This is a genomic window from Bacillus massilinigeriensis, assembly GCF_900117315.1.
Classification (GTDB): Bacteria; Bacillota; Bacilli; order Bacillales; family Cytobacillaceae; genus Bacillus_BE; species Bacillus_BE massilionigeriensis.
In genome coordinates this window covers 3,983,758-4,008,580 of the sequence record NZ_LT630337.1, presented here as the reverse complement: position 1 = coordinate 4,008,580, position 24,823 = coordinate 3,983,758, and the positions used below count along the sequence as shown (strand labels likewise).

Genomic DNA, 24,823 nt, shown 5'->3' with positions numbered 1-24,823 from the left:
TAAAATCAAAATCGCCTTTATGAGCAAGTATCAGGCGGTTTTTCTTTTTCTTAGAAACTCCTTTATGTGGATAAAATAGTTGATGTAAATTTTGTCGAAGGAACATGAATTTTTTAACAATTTGTGGAGATTTGGCATTATAATAAGATTAAGATTAATAGGAAGTGGGGGAGAAAATGGGTTATTCGGCTGAAAAACTGAAAGAAGAAAAGGTTTTTAAAGATCCAGTTCATCGCTATGTGCATGTGCGTGACCGGGTCATTTGGGATTTAATCGGCACGAAGGAATTCCAAAGGCTAAGAAGAATCAAACAGCTAGGTACAACCTATTTGACCTTCCATGGTGCCGAACATAGCCGATTTAACCATTCTCTCGGCGTTTACGAGGTCGTACGGAGAATTGTGGATGATGTATTTGAATGGAGACCAGATTGGAATCATGATGAGAGACTGCTAACTCTTTGTGCAGCCTTGCTTCATGATTTAGGCCATGGTCCATTCTCACATTCCTTTGAAAAGGTATTTGATTTCGATCATGAATACTACACCCAGCAAATTATTTTAGGAGATACAGAGGTTCATCAAATCCTCACTAAGGTTAGTGATGATTTTCCTAAAAAAGTAGCAGAGGTGATTGCAAAGACTTATGAAAATAAATTGGTCATTAGCCTAATCTCTAGTCAAATTGATGCCGATCGAATGGATTATTTGCAAAGAGATGCCTATTTCACAGGGGTAAGCTATGGCCATTTTGATATGGAACGAATCTTGCGCGTCATGCGGCCGAAAGAGGATCAGGTAGTCATCAAGCATAGTGGAATGCATGCCGTTGAGGATTACATCATGAGCAGATACCAAATGTATTGGCAGGTCTATTTTCACCCAGTAACTCGAAGTGCTGAAGTGATATTGACAAAGATTCTCCACCGAGCCAAGTTTCTATATGAAAATCAATACTCCTTTAAGCAGGACCCGATCCATTTCTACTCACTTTTCGAAAATAAACTAACATTAGAAGACTATTTAAAGCTGGATGAGGCTGTTATCCTCTTCTATTTCCAAATGTGGCAGGATGAGGAGGATACAATTCTTAAGGATTTAGCTGATCGTTTTATGGACAGAAATCTTTTTAAATATGTGGAATTCGACCCAGCGAAGGAATATAAAAAGCTCGCTGAATTATCCACTTTATTTACTAAGGCAGGCTTAGACCCTGAATACTATTTAGTTGTTGATTCCTCATCCGATCTCCCTTATGATTTCTATCGTCCAGGAGAGGAAGAAGAGCGCCTTCCGATTCAGCTATTGATGAAAAATGGAGAGATCCGAGAATTATCAAGAGAGTCCGAGATTGTTGATGCGATTTCCGGTAAAAGAAGGACAGACCATAAGTTATATTTTCCAATTGATTTACTTTATGACGAAACATCTAAACGTAATATCAAAAGACAAATTCGCACCATTTTAGATATTTAATGCTTATCATTACGGAAAACATGGAGTAGGAGATGACAAGTTGTGCTTAAAGACCATGCAAAAATCATGCACGCAATCCAAGTATCTGGTGAGATTATTGGAAGAAAAAAACTGCAAAAGATGATATATATAGCAAAAAAAATAACCTTCCCATTTCAAGAACGATTTCAGTTTCACTTTTATGGACCTTATTCAGAGGAGCTAACTTTAAGAGTGGAAGAGCTATGTAATATGGGTTTTTTAAATGAGGTAAAAGAGAAAAAAAGTGGATTTTATCAATATCGGTATACCTTAACAGAGAATGGAAGGGAATTTCTCAGTTTAAATGAGATTGAGATGCCCCATCTTGAGGATTGCATGAATGACATGAACCAACAAAATGCTAGATTTCTTGAACTTGTTTCAACCGTGTTGTTTTTCGAGGATCTACCTAGAGAAGAAGTAAAGGAAAAGATTTTCACGTTGAAAAGTAAGCAACGCTATACGGAAGAGGAAATCGAATCGGCCTATCAATATATTGAGAGTCTGAAGGTAAAAGTACAATAAACTTGAAATTTATAAGCAAAGCCTCAATTTAGACTGGAGGGCTTTGCTTTTTTGTTTTATGTATGAGGAATTAAATCGGGTGCATTGCTTTAAAAATTTGCATAGTTTAGCCAGTTTTTGGGATAAAGTGTCGATTATTATGCCTAGTTTTTTCAAAAGGGCTGACCAACTGGTAAATTTGCCCCTATTTTTGGGGTAAGGAGAATCGAACTACGCCAAATCGTCGTCAAAAAGGCCGACCTACTGGTAACATTGCACCCGGTGAAATCCGATATCCGCGATTATTTTGATTTATCCGCGATAAATTGAAAATATCCGCGGAAAACATCATTATATCCGCGATAAGCCATTTCATGCTCAACGGGGTCACCAAATAAAAACCACTCCCCAAAGGCAATAGAAATAAGCCATGGGAAGTGGTCTTTTAAATTGGGTGAAATCGGGAGGAAACCTCCACTTACTCATCACTCAAGCGTTTCCCACCAACCGCGTAATGATTCTTGGTCATTTCCTCAATAAAAACAACAATCTTTTCCTTTGGAGCTCCAGTTGTTTCGTTTACTGCATCTGTTACTTTTTCTACTAACGCTTTCTTCTGCTCCTCTGTACGGCCTTCTAGCATTTTCACTGTAACGTATGGCATGAATATCAGACTCCTTCACATATGGTATAGTATGGACCAACCACCCTAAGGATTAAGCCTAAGAATCTCACCTAAGGGCTGCATTTGTCCTAATAGTTTTTCATATTATGTGAAAAACTGCAAGCTGGATTGGAGCTCATTTTTCACAACAAGTGTGGAATCATGTATAATTTGAGAAACGAAACCTTCATGAGGAAAAATAAAGGGGGATGGCTTTTTGGATCAATTTCTTGCCTATAATTGGAATGAGATTCCTTATGTGGCGATAACATTAATGATTGCTTTTTCACTTCATGAATTTGCACACGCCTATGTGGCCTATAAATTTGGAGATATGACGGCAAAAAAACAGGGGAGGCTAACGCTCAACCCACTCCAGCATTTAGATCCGCTCGGAACGTTATTTATTTTTATTGCTGGCTTTGGTTGGGCAAGGCCTGTACCGGTTAATCGTTATTTTTTTAAAAAGCCAAGATTAGCTGGAGTATTAGTTTCTTTAGCTGGGCCATTGAGTAATTTATTATTAGTGATACTTGCCATTTTCATATGGTACAGCTTAATGGCAACGGGGATTGCTTCAGGGCTGCCATCATCTGTTCCTGATTTTTTAAATATTTTTATTAGTTTAAATGCACTTTTGTTCATTTTTAACCTATTGCCCTTTCCACCACTTGATGGTTATCGGATTATTGAGGATTTGGCCCCAGTGAATATAAGGGCAAAAATGACACAGTATGAGCAATACGGAGCCTTAATTTTTCTCATTATTATTTTTACACCACTAGATCAATATACGATCCATCCGATTATTAACACAGTGACACCAAATATTGTGCAAACAATCAATCAGTTTTTCTATCAATTGCTGATGAATTAAGATGGAGGGAAAGATAGATGGAAGAAAAGAAGAAAAAAAATATTGGCTTTAATATTATTAAAAGTGATCCGACTGATGGACATAAGGGATTTGGTAAGGGATCATTAAGTCTCGATAATGTGTCACCGGTCATCATTGATATCAATGAGGGAGAGGCCTTTGTTGATATTGGCGCCATGCATGCGCGAAGTGTAGTTGAAAAGGGAATTAAGTTTTTGCCGAATAAGGAAGAGGTTCCAAACGGTAAGCCTTATTGGCTTGTTTGGGTAACGGCTGACCGGAAAGAGGAAGGCCCTTATTATGCGGGTGTAACAGCCTGTGAAATGACAGTGGATAGAGAAATCCGCAGGGGCTATAAATTACTGCCTGAGCATGTGAACCGTTTAGATAAATCGATTAAGCGACATATCATTGTGGAGCATATGGATGATAAATCAAAGCGAATATTGGCAGACTTCTTGCGTAATCACAATGAAGAGATGTGGGAAAAATCGGATGAGAAGCTAAAGCAGGATTTGCAGGGTAAAGAATGATTGTTGATTTTATCGAAGCAATAATACGTTAGGCAGCTGGTGGGAAGCGCTGGAGTGAAGTGTAAGTAGTGGCTCCTCACCAATTTTACCGATTACAAAACCACTCCCCATGGCATGTTTTTTTCGCATTGGGGGGTGGCTTTTTTTATGCTGTTATCTTGGAAAGGCAGAGAATGCCTAATCGCGGATAAAATGGTGTTTTCCGCGGATATATTCAATTTATCGCGGATATATTGAAAAAATCGCGGATAAATCCATGAAAACCGCGGATATATCAAAATAATCGCGGATATCTAATTTCACCGGGGTTAAAATTTCTCATTGGTCAGCCTCGAGGAGAAGATTAGATGTAATACTATGACACTTTATCCTAAAAAATGGCCAAACTATGCAAATTTTAAAGCAATGCCATCGATTTTTCCTCTCATTAAGCCAAAAAACAAAGCCCAACAACTCAATCTGATCGGTTGGGAATAGTCGTATATAACATAACATGCGGACTAGAAGGAATTTTGCCTACCGAACGAGGATTTGCATTTATTTTTTCAAGAATTAATGCCTTTTTATCCTCCTTCAGACCCCTAATAAATGGAAGGGCCGGCTTCCGTATCTCTAGTCGGGGGAGACCCAGCTCCAGTAGATGCAAGTGATGGAAGGACAAGTTCAACTGCCTCCTCCGTAAATCATCCCTACCTTAAAACGTAAAAAAACAGGTCCAGAGAGTAAAAGGTTAGAAATATCAGCACCATAATAGGACGAATATCACAAAAGGTATTTTGTTTTTGTCTGAAATGTGACAGTTTTTCGAATTTCATTTGACAGATACTTGCCGTATTAATAGAAAAAAAGTAAACTTAGTAACAGTGTAAAACACACTGTAAAACTAGGACACGAAAAGCCTCGGATGCCCAAGCGACCGAGGCTTTTCAATTATTAGGAGAAATAGGAATCGATTTCCAAAAGATTTGTTACTCCAAGAGGAGCCTATTCAATTAAGAACCCCACTCAAATAGCTTCTTATACCAAGGACTTTCTTTCTCCTTACTCTTCTTATCCTTTTTCACACGCTCTTCATTTTCTGAAAGATGATCAGTACAGTATTCAGTTGGCTCTGTACCAGATACAAAATAGGTTAATCGTTTGACGGGACAGTTATCAGCCGCTAGCTTCCCGTTTTCAGGATCTAGGTAAACCCCAACCGTACCATTTGGTGATTTAAACTTCCTTTTTGGCTCATCAGCTAAAGCCTTTTCCATAAAATGAACCCAGATGTTTTTAGCATAGGATTTCTCCGCCGTTAATTCGATGGGCTTTCCTTTGTCATATCCTGTCCAAATTGCTGATACTAATTGTGGAGTATAGCCTATCATCCAGCTATCAGATTCGGTTGTTCCGGATTTTCCGGCATACGGCCTAGTCATATCCTTAATAATCGTACTCCCGGTTACGTGAGCGTATCCATTCAACTTTTTATCAAACATTCCCGTTAGCATATGTGTCATTACAAAGGCCTGCTCTGGCTTCAAAACTTGTTCGGCTTTGTTTTCATATTCATAAATGACTTCACCCTTATGATTGACCACACGTTTGATATAGACAGGAGTTACCTTGTTACCGCCATTTGCAAGCATACTATAGGCATTGGCCATCTCGATGACCCTTACTCCTGAGGTTCCAAGAGCTAGTGAAGGAACCTTATCCATCTTAGTATGAATGCCAAACTTTTTGATGGTTTCAATTAAGGTTTCTTCACCTAGAAATAAATGAGTTTTTACTGCAAAGACGTTGTCGGATAAGGCTAATGCCTGGGCCATTGTTATGTCGGAATCAGCATATTGGTTATTAAAATTATGTGGAGTATACTCCTTTCGTTCATCATCAAAGCGGAAGGTTGTCATTTCGCTTCTCATGACAGTCGCTGGTGTAAATCCATGATCCAAGGCTGCGTAATACAGGAGAGGCTTTATCGTAGAACCTGGCTGACGAACGGCCTGGGTGGTTCGGTTATAAGGACTTTTCTCATAATCTCGACCGCCAATCATGGCTTTGACATAGCCTGTTTTAGGGTCCATTGCAACCATCCCTACTTGGATCTCGGATTCCTTTGAAACCAATTTTTCAATGGTACTTTCAGCAACCCTTTGCTGTTCTAAATCAAGTGTTGTATATACCTTCAATCCACCGAGCTCGATTGTACGATCATCAAGGTTTAGCTCATTTTTTAAAGCGTAGCTAACAGCATCTTGAAAGTAAGGGGCAATTTCAGCCTTTGGATTTGGAAATTCCCCAACAAAGACTAATTTTTGATTAATGGTCTTTTCAAATTCTTTTTTATTAATATGACCATCCTCTAACATGGCGCTTAGGATGATTTTCTGCCGTTTTTTAGCATTTTCATAGGAGGCTAAAGGTGAGTAAATTCCAGGACCCTTTGGAATTCCAGCAAGCATCGCTGCCTCTGCAAGATTTATTTTTTCAGCATCCTTGCCAAAGTAATATTGGCTTGCCGCCTGGATTCCATAACCCCCATTCCCATAATAAATGGTATTTAAATAACCTTCCAAAATCTCACCTTTTGTATAATTCAACTCAATTCGCAGGGTATAAAAGGCTTCAGAAATCTTTCTTTTCCATGTTTTATCATGCTCGAGGAAAAGATTTCGTGCATACTGCTGGCTAATGGTACTTGCCCCTTGCACCTTGGCAAATGCCTTAATATCAGCAAATGCGGCCCCGGCAATCCGCTTGAAGTCAAATCCATGGTGTTCATAGAAGCTTTTATCCTCAATGGAAAGGGTAGCATCAATGAGATCTGGAGAGATTTTCTTAAGTGGAACCCAATAGCGCTTTTGCCCATTATTACTTTCCCCAATCATTTCTCCATCATCTGAGAAATATAGAGTAGATTGTGGTACAGCAAGGGGTGGTGGACCTAGTACTTTTGCATATACTAATAAACCAATTAACAAAACAAAGCAAAGTGCAGCAGCTAATAAAGTGATGATGAAAATGGCACGTAGGTATTTTATTGTCTTTCGAAATCGATGATCGGTCATGAGTTCCATTTTATTCACCTCACTGTTTTCCAAAATAGCAAATATAGTCCATGAAAGCTTGCTATTCACAGTATGAAAAAAACAGGGAGGTTTTAAACTCATTTCTATTAAAAACTAGAAATTTTTTCTTGCATTTTTGCTAGATTCAACTATACTTTTTCTGATGTTTGTAAAAAATAAGATAGGGCAGTATATAGAAGTAAAATGAAGCCATACATATTAGTGAAGAATAGAAAATTCTTTCATATATGGCTAAGTTATTTTCTGCACGGAGTTGATTGGATCGGGATGTGCGAGACTCCCGGACCATCTGCGAAAAAGCGTATGCCTTGAGCGGTAATCAATAGACAGACTAAATAAGGCTTTAATCATAAATAAGAAAGGGAATGATGATTATGAGCATTTGGTTTACAGAAAAGCAAACAGAGAATTTTGGAATCACAATGAAAATTAATCGTACTTTACATACGGAACAAACCGAGTTTCAAAAACTAGATATGGTAGAAACAGAAGAATGGGGCAATATGCTTATTTTAGATGACATGGTCATGACAAGCGTGAAGGACGAATTTGTTTATCACGAAATGGTTGCCCATGTTCCACTTTTTACCCATCCGAATCCAGAGAACATTCTTGTTGTTGGAGGTGGAGATGGAGGAGTTATTCGTGAGGTATTAAAGCACCCAAGTGTAAAAAAGGCTACACTGGTTGATATCGATGGAAAGGTCATTGAGTACTCTAAAAAATATTTACCAGAAATTGCAGGGAAGCTCGATGATCCTCGCGTGGAAGTGAAGGTAGACGATGGCTTCATGCATATTGCCAATAGTGAAAACGAATATGATGTCATCATGGTTGATTCTACTGAACCAGTTGGACCGGCTGTGAACTTATTTACAAAGGGCTTTTATGCAGGGATATCTAAAGCCTTGAAGGATGACGGACTTTTTGTTGCTCAGTCAGATAACCCCTGGTTTAAGGCTGATTTAATCCGTAATGTCCAAAAGGACGTTAAAGAAATTTTCCCGATTACTCACCTGTATGTTGCCAATATTCCAACGTATCCAAGCGGTCTTTGGGCATTTACGATTGGCTCGAAGAAATACAATCCGTTGGAAGTAAGTGAAGAACGCTTCCATGATATTGAAACAAGATATTACACGAAAGAGCTTCATAAGGCGGCATTTGTTTTGCCAAAATTCGTTCAGGATTTAGTTAAGTAATCAGTTGTTTTAATTCAAGAGAAAAGCCTTTTAGATATGGAGGAGAAAAAATATGCGATTTGATGAAGCCTATTCAGGAAATGTATTTATCAATAGTCATCCAAACTTTGAGGAAAGCCAAGTGGTTATATATGGCATGCCAATGGACTGGACGGTAAGCTACCGACCTGGTTCAAGATTTGGTCCAGCACGTATCCGTGAGGTCTCCATTGGATTGGAGGAATATAGCCCTTATTTAGACCGGGAGCTCCAGGATGTAAAATATTATGATGCAGGAGATATTCCACTTCCTTTTGGAAATCCTCAGAAGAGCTTAGATTTAATTGAGGAATTTGTTGATCAAGTATTGGCAAAGGATAAGTTTCCACTTGGAATGGGTGGAGAGCATCTAGTCACTTGGCCAGTCATTAAGGCAATGTATAAGAAGTATCCAAATCTAGCTATCATCCATATGGACGCACACACCGATTTACGTGAGCATTATGAGGGTGAGCCGCTTTCTCATTCCACACCAATTCGAAAGGCAGCGGGATTAATAGGGCCTGAAAATATTTATTCCTTCGGGATACGTTCAGGAATGAAGGAAGAGTTTGATTGGGCGAAGGAGGTTGGGCTTCATATCTCCAAGTTTGAGGTCCATAAGCCACTGAAGGATATTCTTCCTAAGCTTTCTGGAAGACCAGTCTACGTGACCATTGATATTGATGTGTTGGATCCCGCTCATGCACCAGGAACCGGAACGGTCGATGCAGGTGGTATTACATCAAAAGAGCTGTTAGCATCCATTCATGAGATTGCTCATTCCAATGTAAACGTCATAGGAGCCGACTTAGTTGAAGTAGCGCCAATCTACGACCACTCAGAACAAACAGTCAACACAGCAAGTAAATTAATAAGAGAAATGATCCTTGGATGGGTCAAATAAATAGGTGCCAGGCACCATCCAAATTTTGGATGGTGCCTGGCACCTCCTTTGTTGCACTTCCCATACAAAAAAATTATAATAATTAAGTTAAACACTAGATAAGAAGAGAATATTTATAAAGCACAAAATCACGATATATTTGGCAACTTTGTGCATATTTGAACAAAAATCCAACAAAAAGAAAAACTTCGATTATAATAAGCGAAGTAAAGGAAGTGTGCCCGTTGCAGACGAAACCGGCGGACCAAGTACCTATACAACTAAAAATCAAAACAGTGATTCAAAATGATGAGGACAAACAGTCTTTTGAATTAATCACATTTGGTCGATACTATAAAAAAGGCCAATCTTATTACCTGCAGTATGATGAGGTTCTTGATGAGGTAACAGTCAAGACGATTGTAAAAGTAGCTGATGGAAATGCTATGATACTAAGAAGGGGTGCAATTAATATGAGGCTACCCTTTCAATTAAAGCAAAAACTCCGAGGTAGCTATGAAACCCCATACGGAACTCTTGAAACCACTACATATACAAAAAGATTAGCGTATTCTTTTGCCGAAGATCAAAATGATGGTTCGGTCGAAATTATTTATGATTTATCCATGCATGGTTCGAATGCGGGCAATTATCATCTAAACATCACGTTTAAGGAGGAGAAAGGATGAACATCGTCGAGCAAATCCAAACAAAATTAAAAGAAGAGATTAAAGCAGCTGTCGTGAAGGCTGGTCTTGCCAATGAAGGCGAAATTCCATCTATCATATTAGAGGTTCCAAAGGACAAATCACATGGGGATTATTCAACAAATATGGCTATGCAGCTTACGAAAATAGCTAAGAAGGCTCCACGTATGATTGCAGAAGAGCTAATATCTCATTTTGACCAATCCAAGGCTTCCATTGAAAAGATAGAAATTGCAGGCCCAGGCTTCATTAATTTTTACATGGATAATAGCTACCTAACCGATTTAATTCCTGTCATTTTAGAGGCAGGGGACAGCTTTGGGGAAACAAATGTAGGAAATCATCAAAAGATTCAAGTCGAGTTTGTTTCTGCTAATCCAACTGGGGACCTTCATTTAGGACATGCTCGTGGTGCTGCGGTGGGGGATTCCTTATGTAATATTTTAGACAAAGCTGGTTATGATGTTTCTCGTGAATACTATATTAACGATGCCGGAAACCAAATTAACAACTTAGCATTATCAGTAGAAGCACGTTATTTCCAAGCACTTGGAATAGAAAAGGAAATGCCTGCAGACGGCTATCATGGCGAAGATATCATCGGTATTGGAAAAAGACTTGCAGAGGAATTCGGCGACCGCTATGTCAATGCCGATGAACAGGAACGTTTTGACTTTTTCCGTGAATATGGTCTTAAATATGAAATGGAAAAATTGAAAAAGGACCTTGAGGATTTCCGCGTTCCATTCGATGTATGGTATTCTGAAACTTCACTGTACCATGATGGAAAAATTGATGCAGCATTGGATAAGTTACGTGAAAATGGTCATATTTATGAAAAGGATGGAGCCACTTGGTTCCGTTCCACTACGTTCGGTGATGATAAGGACCGTGTTTTAATTAAACAGGATGGTTCATACACGTATTTAACTCCAGACATTGCTTATCATAAGAATAAATTGGATCGTGGCTTTGAAAAGCTAATTAATATTTGGGGCGCTGATCACCATGGTTATATCCCACGTATGAAAGCAGCGATTCAAGCAATGGGCTTTAGCAAGGATGCATTAGAGGTTGAAATCATCCAGCTTGTTCATTTATATAAAAATGGTGAAAAAATGAAAATGAGTAAGCGTACAGGAAAAGCTGTAACCATGCGTGAACTTGTTGAAGAAGTGGGATTAGATTCAACTCGTTACTTCTTTGCGATGAGAAGTGCAGATACACATCTTGATTTTGACTTAGATTTAGCCGTTTCCCAATCAAATGAGAACCCGGTTTTCTATGCACAATATGCACATGCACGTATTTGCAGTATCCTTCGCTCTGGAGAAGAGAATGGTTTAAAAGTAGATAAAAATGCCGATTTCTCACTAATCCAAGCAGAAAAAGAAATCGATGTGTTGAAAAAGCTAGGGGAATTCCCTCAAGCAGTTGGTGAAGCAGCATTAAAACGCTTGCCTCATCGCGTTGCCAACTATATCTTTGATTTAGCATCTACCTTCCATAGCTTCTATAATGCGGAAAAGGTACTAGATATGGAAAACGTGGAAAAATCGAAGGCGCGTCTTGCTTTAGTAAAGGCAGTACAAATCACATTGAAAAACGCACTTGCATTAATTGGTGTATCAGCACCGGAAAAAATGTAAAAAAGTTCAGAAGTTAATAGGTGAAAGTTATTTTCCTCCCTGTTATGAAAGAATCCTTGATTAATGGAACTTCAAAAATGATTCATGCATTTCTTGCAGGTAGGACATAATGAATAATGTAAGAATCTGAAGTTTTTAGAGGAGGAAAGCAGCATGAAGATTGTCATACTTTCAGTTTTTACCGGATTTATCGTTGGATTCTTATTTTCCTTATTTAAGCTTCCAATTCCTGCCCCACCAGCATTAGCAGGTGTTATGGGAATAGTTGGGGTTTACTTAGGATTTGTCGTATTTCAAAAAGTTGCACCATGGTTTCAAAACCTTCTTGGTTAACCAAAAGCACACTATACAATATAGTAGGAATAACAGCTGGCGCTTAAATATGAAGCCAGCTGTTTTATTTTTTCCCTGACTCTTATTTTGAAATAAACTAGACTTAATGGCAACGAAACAAATGGAGCAGGCTCCTAATTTTACAAGAAAAGGGATACTGGCCTTGCGATGATTTCTTTCACCTTTATCTGGAAGCTCACCATATCCAAGGCATTCGGATTTAATAAATCGGCGTCATTAATATCTTCCTGAACCGCCTGCTGAACTTGATTAAAAAAATCCTGACTATAAATAAAACAGTTCAATTCATAGTTCAAAAAAATGCTCCGCATATCAAAATTTGCTGTTCCAACATCACAAGATTCTTGATCAATCATAAAAACCTTAGCATGGTAAAAGCCATTAACAAATTGATAAACCTTGGCTCCTTCCTTTAATAGCTGACGTAAATATCGGAAGGATGCCTCCTTTACAAGTGCGTGATCAGGCTTATCAGGAATAAGAAGAGTAACCTTTATTCCTTTTTGCAATGCCTCAATTAGAAGTTGATTTAATTTACTGCTTGGAATAAAGTAAGGGGTCCCGATAACAATAGATTCTTTTGCGTTCTTAATATGATCGGCAAAGACTTTATCTAAAAATAAACCATCAGTTGGCACAATCTGATGTAAGACTGGTCCTTTTTCAAGTGGAGGAAAATAATCCTCCTTTTGAAGTAAATCCATTTTTGTTGCTTCCTTCCAATCATGGAGAAATTCCTTTTGTAAATCCTGAACTCCTTCTCCATTAATTTTTAAGTGGTAATCCCTCCAGGGGGAAAGCTTCGGATTCATACCAATATATTCTTCACCAATATTAAAACCACCCATATATCCGATTTTTCCATCAATCACGCTAATTTTCCGATGATTCCTGACCTGGCTTGAGTAGAAGTAAAAGGGAGCCACTATTTTATTGCAAAAGGAAAATTCAATCCCTTCCTTTTTTAATTCAGCAATTGTTTTTTGAGAAATCTTATGGCCTCCGATTTGATCAACCAAAAGACGGACCTCAACTCCCTCTGAGGCCTTTTCAATCAAAAGTTTGAAGAATTGTTTGCTAATATTGTCATTCTTGACAATAAAAAAGAGAATATGAATATGTTTTTTCGCTCTTCTTATTTCAGAAAAGAAATCATCAAAAAGATCGTTTCCTTGTTTAAATAATGAAATATCGCTATACCTTTTTGGATAGTGTCTCTTTTGAAGTGTAGCGAGATGCCTTTTTCTACCGAATGAATAATCAAGCCATAGGTACATGAATATGATTAATAGGAGGATGAAGGCCGTGAAAAGTATCTTCATTTGATTGACTCCTCGCTTGGTTTTCTTATTATTTTTAACCTGAATGGTTGGAACTATGAGCTGAAATTAAGAGGGGGGGAATCGGTGGAGGAATAAAAATTATCTAAAAAAATTGGTTGACTGAATGTTCATTCATTATATAATGGAGATAAGTTATATTGTCAGAAAATTTTATTCTGTTATAATTTTAAGTTATTAAAGGGGTTAAGAAGGGGATAGTCAGACCTCGTGAAAGGAGAAGGTTGGATGAACGGTCTATTATGGCTGAATTTAATTGCGTTCTTATTCGTAACCGCTTACGCAATTAATCTGTTTGTTTACTTAGTTAGGACCAGAATCAAATTTATTAAGCTTGGGAAAAAGGCTGAGTTTGATAATGATGTAAAGAAGCGTCTTGATAAAATATGGGTGAATGTCTTCGGTCAGAAAAAACTGATGAAGGACAAAAAAAGCGGTGCCATTCACGTCATGTTTTTTTATGGCTTCATTCTCGTTCAGTTTGGTGCTATAGATTTCATAATAAAGGGGATTAAACCAGGGGCACACTTACCTCTTGGGCCACTATATCCTGCGTTTACATTCTTCCAGGAAATTGTCACCTTCATTATTTTAGTAGCCGTTGTTTGGGCTTATTACCGTCGTTATATTGAAAAACTTGTTCGTTTAAAAAGAGGTTTTAAAAACGGCCTTGTCCTAATTTTCATCGGTGGATTAATGCTTTCTGTTCTTGTTGGGAATGGAATGAGTATGATTTGGCATGGAGAAGAGGGCGTTTGGACAGAACCGATAGCTTCAATTATTGGTACAGGATTATCAGCAATAGGTGAAACACCTTCCATTGTTATTTTCTATATTGCTTGGTGGTTACACTTATTATTCTTATTATCCTTCTTAGTGTATATTCCACAAGGAAAGCATGCCCACTTAATTGCTGGTCCTGCGAATGTATATCTTAATCGTTTAGATAAAGCAGGGAAATTAAGAAAAATCGATTTTGAGGATGAAACACAAGAATCCTTCGGTGTGGGTAAAATTGATGACTTTACACAGTTACAATTAGTTGATTTATATGCTTGTGTTGAGTGTGGGCGTTGTACAAATATGTGTCCAGCAACCGGAACAGGTAAAATGCTTTCACCAATGGATTTAATTTTAAAGCTACGTGATCATTTAACCTTCCATGGTGCTGCAGTAACATCACAACAGCCATGGGTTCCAACATTTGCTTTTTCAAATACAAAAGGGAATCAAATTGCTCTTGCTTCAGCAGGAAAAGGTGTTGAGGAAGCAGCTGCAGGTCTTGCATACAACCCAAGCCTTATTGGTGAGGTTATTACCGAAGAGGAAATTTGGGGATGTACAACTTGTCGTAACTGTGAAGACCAATGTCCGGTTATGAATGAACATGTTGAAAAAATTATCGACCTTCGTCGTTACCTTGTATTAACTGAAGGAAAAGTGGATCCAGATGCAAAACGTGCGATGTCAAACATCGAAAAGCAAGGAAATCCATGGGGACTTAACCGTAAAGAGCGTGAAAACTGGCGCGAAGCTCGCGAGGATGTGTACGCTCCAACTGTGAAGGAAGCGAAAAAGGCTGGAGAAGAATTCGAATATTTATTCTGGGTTGGATCTATGGGTTCTTATGATAACCGTAGCCAAAAAATTGCCCTTTCCTTCGCTAAGCTACTAAACGAAGCAGGCGTGAAGTTTGCCATTCTTGGAAACAAAGAGAAGAACTCTGGAGATACTCCAAGAAGACTCGGAAATGAATTCCTATTCCAAGAGCTAGCAACGAAAAATATCGAAGAATTTGAAAAGAACGAAGTGAAAAAGATCGTTACCATCGATCCGCATGCCTATAATATTTTCAAAAATGAGTATCCTGATTTTGGGCTAGAAGCAGACGTTTACCATCATACAGAGGTATTGTATGAGCTTGTGAAGGAAGGCCGATTAAAACCACAATATCCGGTGAATGAAACCATTACCTTCCATGACTCTTGTTACTTAGGTCGTTACAATGATGTTTATGACCAACCACGAGAAATTTTAAAATCAATACCAGGTGTGAAGCTTGTGGAAATGGAACGTAAACGCGAAACAGGTATGTGCTGTGGAGCCGGTGGGGGATTAATGTGGATGGAAGAAGAAACCGGCCACCGCATTAACGTTGCACGTACAGAACAAGCATTGTCTGTTAATCCAACAGTCATCAGTTCAGGCTGCCCTTACTGCTTAACAATGCTAACGGATGGAACGAAAGCGAAAGAGGTTGAAGATCAGGTTTCAACCTATGATATTGCCGAGCTATTAGAAAAATCCGTATGTGGAGAGCAAAAGGATTTAGTTTCATAATAGAAGCTGACACTTGTTAACTAAGTAGAAATTGAAGCACGGGGAAAATTCGAAAAAAATTTCGAATTTTCCATATTGTGTTTCAATTTCTATTCTTTTTCGGTAAAATAGATATAGAAAACGATTACAATCCATCAAAAATAGAAAAGGGTCTTTGATTTATTATGAAGGCCCTTTTTTATGAAAGCATTTCGAACGAGCGTTCAGTCAATGAACGCGTTGAATTCTAGAATGGTCTAATAAAGGGGGAATTAGATTCATTCATTTATTCAAACTTTCTACAGTTGCATTTTGTTTAGGGGAGAAAATGTCAAACTACCAAACCTCAAGTTATTTCACCAAGATTACACTTCATATTTATCTGTCAACAGGTATATTTCCGTTAAAAATGACTGTTCTTTAAACAAATGAATAAGGGGGAATTTTTTTGGGAAAAACCGTTATTTTAGGTGGGGCTCGTACACCATTTGGAAAGTTAGGCGGAGCCTTGAGCAGCTTAACTGCATCTGACCTCGGAGGGATTTCTGCGAAAGATGCTTTAAAAAGGGCAAACGTTAATCCTGAAGAAGTAGGAGAATTTATTTTTGGAACGGTTCTCCAAGGAGGGCAAGGTCAAATCCCGTCACGTCAGGCTGCAAGAAAGGCAGGTCTGCCTTGGGAGGTAAAAACCGAAACGATTAATAAGGTGTGTGCCTCTGGAATGAGGAGTGTAACGCTCGCAGATCAAATCATTCGTGCTGGAGACGAAGAGGTCATTGTGGCAGGAGGAATGGAATCCATGAGCAATGCTCCATATATTCTTCCAAAAGCACGTTTTGGATTCAGAATGGGAAATGCGAGTGTCTTAGATCTCATGATTAACGATGGGCTAAGCTGCAGCTTTTCTGGTGTCCACATGGGTACCTATGGAAATGCCGTTGCAGAAGAGCTTGGAATTAGCCGCATGGAGCAGGATCAATGGTCTTTGAGAAGCCATGAGCTTGCCATCGCTGCAATGGAATCTGGAAAATTTGCAGAGGAAATTGTTCCAATCGAAATTCCACAAAGGAAGGGAAATCCAATTGTAGTGACAAATGATGAAGGGCCGAGAAAGGACACCTCGTTAGAGAGATTGTCTAAATTAGCACCTGCCTTTCAAAATGAAGGCACAATTACAGCCGGGAATGCTCCTGGTGTAAATGATGGTGCAGCAGCACTTGTGTTAATGAATGAGAAAAGAGCCTTGAGAGAAGGAAGAACGATTGAGGCCTTCATTCTTGGTCATGCAGCTGTTGCAATAGAAGCGAAAAACTTTCCGAAAACGCCGGGAATTGCCATTAACGAGTTATTGAAAAAGACTGGAAAATCGGTTGAAGATATCGACCTTTTTGAAATAAATGAAGCTTTTGCCGCCGTTGCTCTAGTTAGCAGTCAAATTTCAGGTATACAACCGGAAAAACTGAATGTTAATGGAGGTGCCGTTGCCTTAGGACATCCAATCGGGGCCAGCGGAGCCAGGATTATTTTAACCTTAATCCATGAGTTAAAGCGACGTGGTGGGGGAATTGGAATTGCTGCCATCTGTAGCGGCGGAGGGCAAGGCGATGCAATTATGATTGAGGTACCAAGGACTGGGAATTAAGCTAGTATCCAGGCTGGGCCGTGAACTTAAGCAGCAATTTAATAAAATAAATAATATGGAATAGATACGGGGGAATGGAACATGGAAGTTAAGAAAATAATGGTCATTGGCGCAGGACAAATGGGCTCTGGGATTGCCCAGGTTTGTGCGGAAGCAGGCTACACAGTCGTCTTAAATGACTTAAAACCAGAATTTGTCGAGAGAGGCTTTGGGATTATCCAAAAAAATCTAGCTCGCCAAGTATCAAAGGAACGAATCACACAAGAAAAAATGGACGCAACCTTAAGCAATCTCATCCAATCAACATCACTAGATGATGCAAAAGAAGTGGATTTAGTCATTGAAGCGGCAGTAGAAAATATGGATATTAAGGCAAAGATTTTCGCGCAGCTGGATGAAATTGCTCCAGATCATGCGATTTTAGCAAGCAATACGTCATCATTACCAATTACAGAAATTGCCGCTGTAACGAAAAGACCTGAAAAGGTGATCGGTATGCATTTTATGAATCCTGTCCCTGTAATGAAATTGGTTGAAATTATTCGAGGACTTGCTACAGCAGATGAAGTATACCAAATCATTGAAGATATCACGAAAAACATTGGGAAGGTTCCAGTAGAAGTGAATGACTTCCCAGGCTTTGTTGCCAATAGAATATTGCTTCCAATGATTAATGAAGCGATTTACGCTCTATATGAAGGGGTAGCAACAAAAGAGGCAATCGATGAGGTTATGAAGCTTGGAATGAATCATCCAATGGGTCCATTAACATTAGCTGATTTCATTGGTCTAGATACCTGCCTATATATTATGGAAACATTACAAGAAGGACTTGGTGATGATAAATATCGCCCATGTCCATTGCTTCGCAAATATGTGAAAGCCGGATGGTTAGGCAAAAAGTCAGGTCGAGGCTTTTACGTGTACGAATAACCTTTTGACACAATCAATAGAGCGAAAACCGATGATACAACTGGAGGGGAGATATGAATCTACATCTTACAGAAGAACAAAAGATGATGAAAAAAATGGTCCAAGAGTTTGCCCAAAACGAAATAGCCCCATTTGTTGAAAAAATGGAGCAGGGAGAGTTTCCACGTGAAATTCTTAAGAAAATGGGGGAGCTTGGCCTAATGGGAATCCCAATTCCTGAGCAGTATGGAGGATCCGAGATGGACTTTATCTCCTATATACTCGCAATTCATGAAATTTCTAAGGTCAGCGCGACCATTGGGGTAATTTTATCTGTTCATACATCCGTTGGAACGAATCCAATTGTCTACTTCGGGACAGAAGAACAGAAGCAAAAATATGTTCCAAAATTAGCGTCGGGTGAATTCCTTGGTGCCTTTTGCCTCACTGAACCGAGCGCTGGATCAGATGCAGGAAGCTTGAAAACAAAAGCAGTACTACATGGAGACCATTATGTGATAAACGGTTCTAAGGTTTTTATAACAAATGGTGGGGAAGCCGATGTTTATATTGTCTTTGCCAAAACCAATCCAGAGGCTGGCTCAAAGGGTATCTCCGCTTTTATCGTGGAAAAGGGGACACCGGGGCTTATTTTTGGAAAGGATGAGCATAAAATGGGGCTCCATGGTTCAAGAACCCTACAATTAACCTTTGAGGATATGCGGATTCCTAAGGAAAACCTTCTTGGAAATGAAGGGGAAGGGTTCAAAATTGCCATGAGTAACCTTGATGTAGGGCGCATTGGAATCGCTGCTCAAGCTTTGGGAATTGCTGAAGCGGCCTTTGAAGCCGCTGTGGCATACGCAAAGGAAAGGCATCAATTTGGGAAGCCGATTGCATCTCAACAGGGGATTGGATTTAAGCTTGCAGACATGGCAACTAATATCGAGGCAGCTAAACTATTAATCTACCAGGCAGCTGATATGAGAATGAAAGGTCTTCGCTGTGGTAAGGAAGCCTCTATGGCAAAACTATATGCTTCGAAAACAGCAGTTGAGGTTACGACGGAAGCGATTCAAGTTTTAGGCGGGTATGGCTATACCGAGGAATACCCAGTTGAGCGCTTTTTCCGCGATGCAAAAATCACTGAAATCTATGAGGGAACAAGTGAAATTCAAAGAATCGTAATCAGTAAACAATTGTAGCTTATGATTAGGGGTTTTTAGGTTAACGAAAATCTCTAATTTAAATAAAATAATGTTTCAAACATGGGAGGAAGCAGAAATGAACTTTCAACTAACGGAAGAACACGAAATGATTAGAAAAATGGTTCGCGACTTCGCGAAAAATGAAGTAGCTCCAACCGCTGCAGAGCGTGACGAGGAAGCACGCTTTGACCGAGGAATTTTTGACAAAATGGCAGAGCTAGGCTTAACAGGGATTCCATGGCCTGAGGAATACGGCGGCATTGGAAGTGATTTCTTAGCCTATTGTATTGCTGTTGAAGAATTATCAAGAGTAGACGCATCAGTAGGAGTTATGCTATCTGCCCATACGTCTTTAGCTGGATGGCCAATTTACAAGTTCGGTAACGAGGAACAAAAACAAAAATACCTTCGCCCTATGGCACAAGGTGAAAAAATCGGTGCTTACTGCTTAACAGAACCAGGAAGCGGCTCGGACGCCGGTGGTATGAAAACGACTGCACGTCTTGATGGAGATCATTATGTACTTAACGGTTCAAAAATCTTTATCACAAATGGTGGAGCGGCTGAAACCTATGTCGTTTTTGCTACTACTGACGCAGAAAAAGGAACAAGAGGGGGTCAAACGGCATTTATCGTTGAATCAGACTTCCCTGGCTTCTCCGTTGGGAAAAAAGAAAAGAAACTAGGCATTCGTTCATCACCTACAACTGAAATTATCTTTGATAACTGTATCGTTCCAGTAGAAAATGTCCTTGGTAAAGTAGGGGAAGGCTTCAAAATTGCGATGATGACCCTTGATGGTGGACGTAACGGAATTGCTGCACAAGCTGTTGGTATTGCTCAAGGTGCCCTAGATGCTGCAGTTGATTATGCAAAGGAAAGGGTTCAATTTGGTAAACCAATTGCTGCACAACAAGGAATTGGATTTAAGCTTGCTGATATGGCAACGAATGTTGAAGCTGCAAGACTATTAACCTACCAAGCAGCATGGTTAGAATCAAATGGTCTTCCATATGGTAAAGAATCTGCCATGTCAAAATTATTTGCTGGAGATACAGCAATGAAGGTGACAACAGAAGCAGTCCAAGTCTTTGGTGGATATGGATATACAAAAGACTACCCAGTAGAAAGATTTATGCGTGATGCAAAAATCACCCAAATCTACGAAGGTACACAAGAAATTCAACGCCTCGTTATCTCAAGAATGCTAACAAAATAACAAATAAAATAAACCAGTTACCCCTCGTGGACAACTGCCCACCCGGGGCAACTGGTAATAAATGGATGGTGCCTGTCACCCTAAAGGGGGATTACATGGAAAAACGTGAAGTTCATGCGTCAGTTAAGGATGAACGACTAGTAAAGATGCGGCGAAATCAAATGATTAAAGGGGCAATCACCCTTTTCAAACAAAAGGGGTTTCATCGGACGACAACGAGAGAAATTGCGAAGGCCTCAGGATTTAGCATAGGAACGCTATATGAATATATCCGCAAAAAAGAGGATGTTCTCTACCTTGTTTGTGATTCGATTTATGATGAAGTTCGCGAGCGGCTGCAAAAGGATATAAATACGAATCATGGAACGCTTGATAGCTTAAAGCAGGGGATTTCTGATTATTTCCGAATCGTCGATGAAATGCAGGATGAGGTACTAGTCATGTATCAAGAGGCCAAATCCCTTACTAAAGACGCTCTTCCATATGTTCTCAAAAAGGAAATGCAAATGGTTGCGATGTTTGAGAAGCTAATCCGGGTTTGTGTCGAGAATGGAGAATTGCAATTAACAGAAACACAAGTAAAAATGCTTGCACATAATATTTTTGTCCAAGGTCAAATGTGGAGCTTTAGACGTTGGTATCTTCAAAAAATATATACACTAGAAGAATACATTGAGCTTCAAACGGATTTGATAATTAAAGGTATAAAGTAAAATCACTATATTCATGGGTTTTACGTTAACTATAGAATGATTAGGGGATAGGGGGAAAATTATGGACCAAGTACAAGTATATAAACCGAAGCATCATATTCGTTTTGTCACTGCTTCAAGTCTCTTTGACGGGCATGATGCCTCTATTAATATTATGAGAAGAATACTGCAAGCAAGTGGAGCGGAAGTGATTCATTTAGGCCACAATCGTTCTGTCGAGGAAGTAGTCAATGCAGCCATTCAAGAGGATGTGCAAGGAATTGCCATCTCATCCTATCAAGGCGGACATGTTGAATACTTCAAATACATGTATGATTTATTAAAAGAAAAAGGTGCACCGGATATTCTAATTTTTGGCGGCGGTGGCGGTGTAATCATCCCAAGGGAAATTAAAGAGCTTCATGATTATGGCATCGCAAGGATTTTTTCACCAGAGGATGGAAGAACACTTGGTCTCCAAGGAATGATCAATATTATGCTTGAACGATGTGATCATCCAACCATTTCCGGAGAAGCATCAGAGCATATTGCCAGACTTCCAAAGGGAGAAGTTAATGCGATTGCCAAGCTCATCTCACTTGCCGAAAATCATACCGAGGTTTTACAAGAGGAAGCAGCAGCGGTTGAAACAATCTTAGGAAAAATAAAGAGCTTAGAAAAATCAGTTCCAGTCATCGGTATCACCGGTACAGGTGGAGCAGGAAAAAGCTCTCTAACTGATGAATTGATCCGTCGTTTTCTAAATGAAATTCCTGAAAAGAGAGTAGCGATTCTTTCTGTTGACCCAACGAAACAAAAAACAGGTGGCGCTCTTCTCGGAGACCGCATCCGAATGAATGCCATCTTTTCACCTCGCGTTTATATGAGAAGCTTAGCTACAAGAAAATCAAAAAATGAGTTAAGTCTAGCAATCAAAGATGCAATTACAGTAACTAAGGCAGCAGGTTTTGATCTAATTCTTGTGGAAACAAGCGGTATCGGTCAAGGAGATGCAGAGATTACAGAAATCTGTGACCTTTCCATGTACGTAATGACAAGTGAATTCGGTGCCCCTTCACAGTTAGAGAAAATAGACATGATTGATTTTGCTGACCTCATTGTTATCAATAAATTTGAGCGGAAGGGTTCAGAGGATGCCAGACGCCAAGTGCAAAAGCAATATCAGCGAAGCCGAGCCATATTTGATCAGGAATATGAGAACATGCCAGTCTACGGGACAATTGCCAGTCAATTTAACGACCCAGGAACAAACGCCCTATTTGCTGCATTAATTGAAAAAATCAATGAAAAGACCGGAACCAACTGGTCAACAACCTTTAGTAAACATACCCAAGTAGAAAAACAAAATGTCATTATCCCCAATGAACGTCGCTACTATTTAAGAGAGATTTCTGATACCGTTAGAAACTATCATAAAAAAGCCAATCAACAAGTTCAAACCGCACGAAAACTATTCCAGCTTGAAGGTGCCATCGAAGCAGTTAAAGGAAGAGAAGCAAATGAGGAAGTATTAGCCTCACTTAATGCAATAAAGAAAGAGATAGAAGCTCAGCTTACACCAGAATCTAAGCAAATTTTACAAACCTGGGAAGAAAGAAAAGCAAAATACAATGCGAATCAGTTTGTTACGAAAATTCGCGACAAGGAAATCGTCACGGTCTTAAAAACAAAAAGCTTATCAGGGCTTCATATCCCTAAGGTATCTTTACCAAAATATGAGGACTATGGTGAAATTCTAAAATGGGTATACAAGGAAAATGTCCCTGGAGAGTATCCTTATACGGCAGGTGTATTTCCTTTTAAACGTGAGGGAGAAGATCCAAAGCGTCAGTTTGCAGGAGAAGGAACACCAGAAAGAACGAACCGTCGCTTTCATTACCTGTCAAAGGATGACCCGGCGAAACGTTTAAGCACAGCATTTGATTCTGTTACACTGTATGGTGAAGACCCAGATTATCGTCCCGACATCTATGGGAAGGTAGGGGAAAGCGGAGTTAGCATTTGTACCCTTGAGGATATGAAAAAGCTATACAAGGGCTTTGACTTATGTCATCCGTCAACCTCAGTTTCTATGACCATTAACGGACCTGCACCGATTATTCTTGCTATGTTTATGAATACAGCCATTGAACAGCAGGTAGAAAAGAAGGAAAAGGAATTAGGAAGAAGCCTATCTGATGCAGAGTTCGAGGAAGTAAAGGCTTTTACACTGCAAACGGCAAGAGGAACGGTGCAAGCAGATATTTTAAAAGAGGACCAAGGGCAAAATACCTGTATCTTTTCAACGGAATTTGCCTTAAGAATGATGGGAGATATTCAGCAGTACTTTATCGACCACAAGGTGCGAAACTATTATTCGGTATCTATTTCCGGCTACCATATTGCAGAAGCGGGAGCGAACCCAATTTCTCAGCTGGCTTTTACCCTATCTAATGGCTTTACCTATGTGGAATATTATTTAAGCAGAGGAATGCATATTGATGATTTTGCACCAAATCTTTCATTCTTCTTCTCCAATGGGCTGGACCCAGAATATACGGTTATCGGGCGTGTGGCACGCCGCATATGGGCGACAGTCATGAGAGAGAAATATGGAGCGAATGAACGCAGTCAAAAGCTTAAATATCATATTCAGACCTCTGGGCGTTCACTCCATGCTCAGGAAATAGACTTTAATGATATTCGAACGACCTTACAGGCGCTTATGGCCCTTCATGATAATTGTAATTCTCTTCATACAAATGCATATGATGAAGCGATTACGACACCAACAGAGGAATCAGTCAGACGGGCGATGGCGATTCAAATGATTATTACAAAAGAGCACGGTTTAACAAAAAATGAGAATCCTCTTCAAGGATCCTTCATTATTGAAGAGCTAACTGATTTAGTAGAGGAGGCGGTATTACAGGAATTTGATCGCATCAATGACCGTGGTGGGGTACTAGGTGCAATGGAAACGCAATATCAACGGGGAAAAATTCAAGATGAATCCATGTACTATGAAATGAAGAAACACACTGGTGAGCTACCTATCATCGGAGTGAACACCTACTTAAACCCAAACCCACCATCAGAAGAGGCTGTTGATAATATGGAGCTAGCTCGAGCAACGAAGGAAGAAAAAGAGCTTCAAATCCACAACTTGCGAGCATTTCAAACAAGTAACAAGGACAAAGCAACAGGAGCGCTCAATCAACTAAAGGAAACAGCTATCCATGGGGGCAATATTTTTGCAGAATTAATGGAAACAGTGAAAGTTGCAAGTCTAGGTCAAATAACAAGGGCCCTATATGAAGTAGGAGGCCAATATAGAAGAAATATGTAAAAAATAGAGTTGGTCAGATTTCCTTAATCTAATATCAGGTCTTTCCTGATTCAGATTGAAGACATCTGACCAAACTACTTTAGGGGAATAATTTCATATCAACTATTTTTAAAGTGAAATATGATTAAAGTAATCATTTTTTTCTCTAATTCCTGTATAATCAAAATAAGAATGA

19 protein-coding genes are annotated in these 24,823 nt (G+C 39.3%); 16 read left to right on the top strand and 3 right to left on the bottom strand.

The features are described 5' to 3' along the window. Positions 1–176: 176 nt before the first annotated feature. Positions 177–1,475: an HD domain-containing protein gene (locus BQ6100_RS19740; protein ID WP_075983233.1), complete on the top strand. Its 1,299-nt coding sequence runs from the start codon at positions 177–179 to the stop codon at positions 1,473–1,475. Positions 1,476–1,517: 42 nt separating this feature from the next. Beyond that, positions 1,518–2,021, top strand: coding sequence for a YwgA family protein (locus BQ6100_RS19735; RefSeq protein WP_075983232.1), 504 nt, complete (start codon positions 1,518–1,520; stop codon positions 2,019–2,021). A gap of 457 nt (positions 2,022–2,478) precedes the next feature. On the opposite strand, the gene BQ6100_RS19730 is transcribed toward BQ6100_RS19735, so the two are convergent. After that, positions 2,479–2,664: a 2-hydroxymuconate tautomerase gene (locus tag BQ6100_RS19730; protein WP_075983231.1), complete on the bottom strand. Its 186-nt coding sequence runs from the start codon at positions 2,662–2,664 to the stop codon at positions 2,479–2,481. A 217-nt stretch (positions 2,665–2,881) separates the two neighbouring features. On the opposite strand from BQ6100_RS19730, the gene BQ6100_RS19725 reads away from it, so the two are divergent. Together BQ6100_RS19725 and BQ6100_RS19720 are read left to right on the top strand one after the other, a co-directional pair. Next, positions 2,882–3,541, top strand: coding sequence for a site-2 protease family protein (locus BQ6100_RS19725; protein WP_075983230.1), 660 nt, complete (start codon positions 2,882–2,884; stop codon positions 3,539–3,541). Between the two features lie 17 nt (positions 3,542–3,558). Next, a complete protein-coding gene (locus tag BQ6100_RS19720; RefSeq protein WP_075983229.1) occupies positions 3,559–4,074 on the top strand; it encodes a YwhD family protein in 516 nt (171 codons plus the stop codon). Between the two features lie 992 nt (positions 4,075–5,066). Here BQ6100_RS19720 and BQ6100_RS19710 read toward each other — a convergent pair. Beyond that, positions 5,067–7,139, bottom strand: coding sequence for a transglycosylase domain-containing protein (locus BQ6100_RS19710; protein WP_075983227.1), 2,073 nt, complete (start codon positions 7,137–7,139; stop codon positions 5,067–5,069). 386 nt (positions 7,140–7,525) lie between these two features. Between BQ6100_RS19710 and speE the strand changes: the two genes are divergently transcribed. The 5 genes from speE (at position 7,526) to BQ6100_RS19685 (ending at position 11,946) form a co-directional block, all read left to right on the top strand. Continuing rightward, complete coding sequence (gene speE / locus BQ6100_RS19705) at positions 7,526–8,353, top strand: spermidine synthase (RefSeq protein ID WP_075983226.1); 828 nt, start codon at positions 7,526–7,528, stop codon at positions 8,351–8,353. Between the two features lie 52 nt (positions 8,354–8,405). Then, a complete protein-coding gene (gene speB / locus BQ6100_RS19700; RefSeq protein WP_075983225.1) occupies positions 8,406–9,278 on the top strand; it encodes an agmatinase in 873 nt (290 codons plus the stop codon). A gap of 224 nt (positions 9,279–9,502) precedes the next feature. Further along, the gene (locus BQ6100_RS19695) at positions 9,503–9,946 is read left to right on the top strand and encodes a DUF1934 domain-containing protein (protein WP_075983224.1); all 444 of its coding nucleotides are present in this window, start codon (positions 9,503–9,505) and stop codon (positions 9,944–9,946) included. Then, complete coding sequence (gene argS / locus BQ6100_RS19690) at positions 9,943–11,613, top strand: arginine--tRNA ligase (RefSeq protein WP_075983223.1); 1,671 nt, start codon at positions 9,943–9,945, stop codon at positions 11,611–11,613. Before BQ6100_RS19695 ends, argS begins: the two co-directional genes overlap by 4 nt. Before the next feature lie 153 nt (positions 11,614–11,766). Then, the gene (locus BQ6100_RS19685) at positions 11,767–11,946 is read left to right on the top strand and encodes a XapX domain-containing protein (RefSeq protein WP_075983222.1); all 180 of its coding nucleotides are present in this window, start codon (positions 11,767–11,769) and stop codon (positions 11,944–11,946) included. A 140-nt stretch (positions 11,947–12,086) separates the two neighbouring features. Here the strand turns inward: BQ6100_RS19685 and cls are convergent, their stop codons facing one another. Continuing rightward, positions 12,087–13,289: a cardiolipin synthase gene (gene cls / locus BQ6100_RS19680; RefSeq protein WP_075983221.1), complete on the bottom strand. Its 1,203-nt coding sequence runs from the start codon at positions 13,287–13,289 to the stop codon at positions 12,087–12,089. A gap of 246 nt (positions 13,290–13,535) precedes the next feature. Between cls and BQ6100_RS19675 the strand changes: the two genes are divergently transcribed. The 7 genes from BQ6100_RS19675 to icmF all read left to right on the top strand — a co-directional run bounded on the left by BQ6100_RS19675 (position 13,536) and on the right by icmF (position 24,648). Then, on the top strand, positions 13,536–15,647 hold the full coding sequence (locus BQ6100_RS19675) for a heterodisulfide reductase-related iron-sulfur binding cluster (protein ID WP_075983220.1): 2,112 nt from the start codon (positions 13,536–13,538) through the stop codon (positions 15,645–15,647). 427 nt (positions 15,648–16,074) lie between these two features. Further along, entirely contained in the window at positions 16,075–17,268 is a 1,194-nt protein-coding gene (locus BQ6100_RS19670) for an acetyl-CoA C-acetyltransferase (protein ID WP_075983219.1), read from the top strand. Between the two features lie 81 nt (positions 17,269–17,349). Beyond that, a complete protein-coding gene (locus BQ6100_RS19665) occupies positions 17,350–18,201 on the top strand; it encodes a 3-hydroxybutyryl-CoA dehydrogenase (protein ID WP_075983218.1) in 852 nt (283 codons plus the stop codon). 53 nt (positions 18,202–18,254) lie between these two features. Continuing rightward, positions 18,255–19,385, top strand: a complete 1,131-nt coding sequence (locus BQ6100_RS19660) for an acyl-CoA dehydrogenase (RefSeq protein WP_075983217.1) — start codon at positions 18,255–18,257, stop codon at positions 19,383–19,385. Positions 19,386–19,464: 79 nt separating this feature from the next. Further along, positions 19,465–20,607, top strand: coding sequence for an acyl-CoA dehydrogenase (locus BQ6100_RS19655; RefSeq protein ID WP_075983216.1), 1,143 nt, complete (start codon positions 19,465–19,467; stop codon positions 20,605–20,607). Positions 20,608–20,702: 95 nt separating this feature from the next. Further along, entirely contained in the window at positions 20,703–21,320 is a 618-nt protein-coding gene (locus BQ6100_RS19650; RefSeq protein WP_075983215.1) for a TetR/AcrR family transcriptional regulator, read from the top strand. Between the two features lie 61 nt (positions 21,321–21,381). Further along, a complete protein-coding gene (gene icmF, locus BQ6100_RS19645; RefSeq protein WP_075983214.1) occupies positions 21,382–24,648 on the top strand; it encodes a fused isobutyryl-CoA mutase/GTPase IcmF in 3,267 nt (1,088 codons plus the stop codon). Positions 24,649–24,823 lie beyond the last annotated feature (175 nt).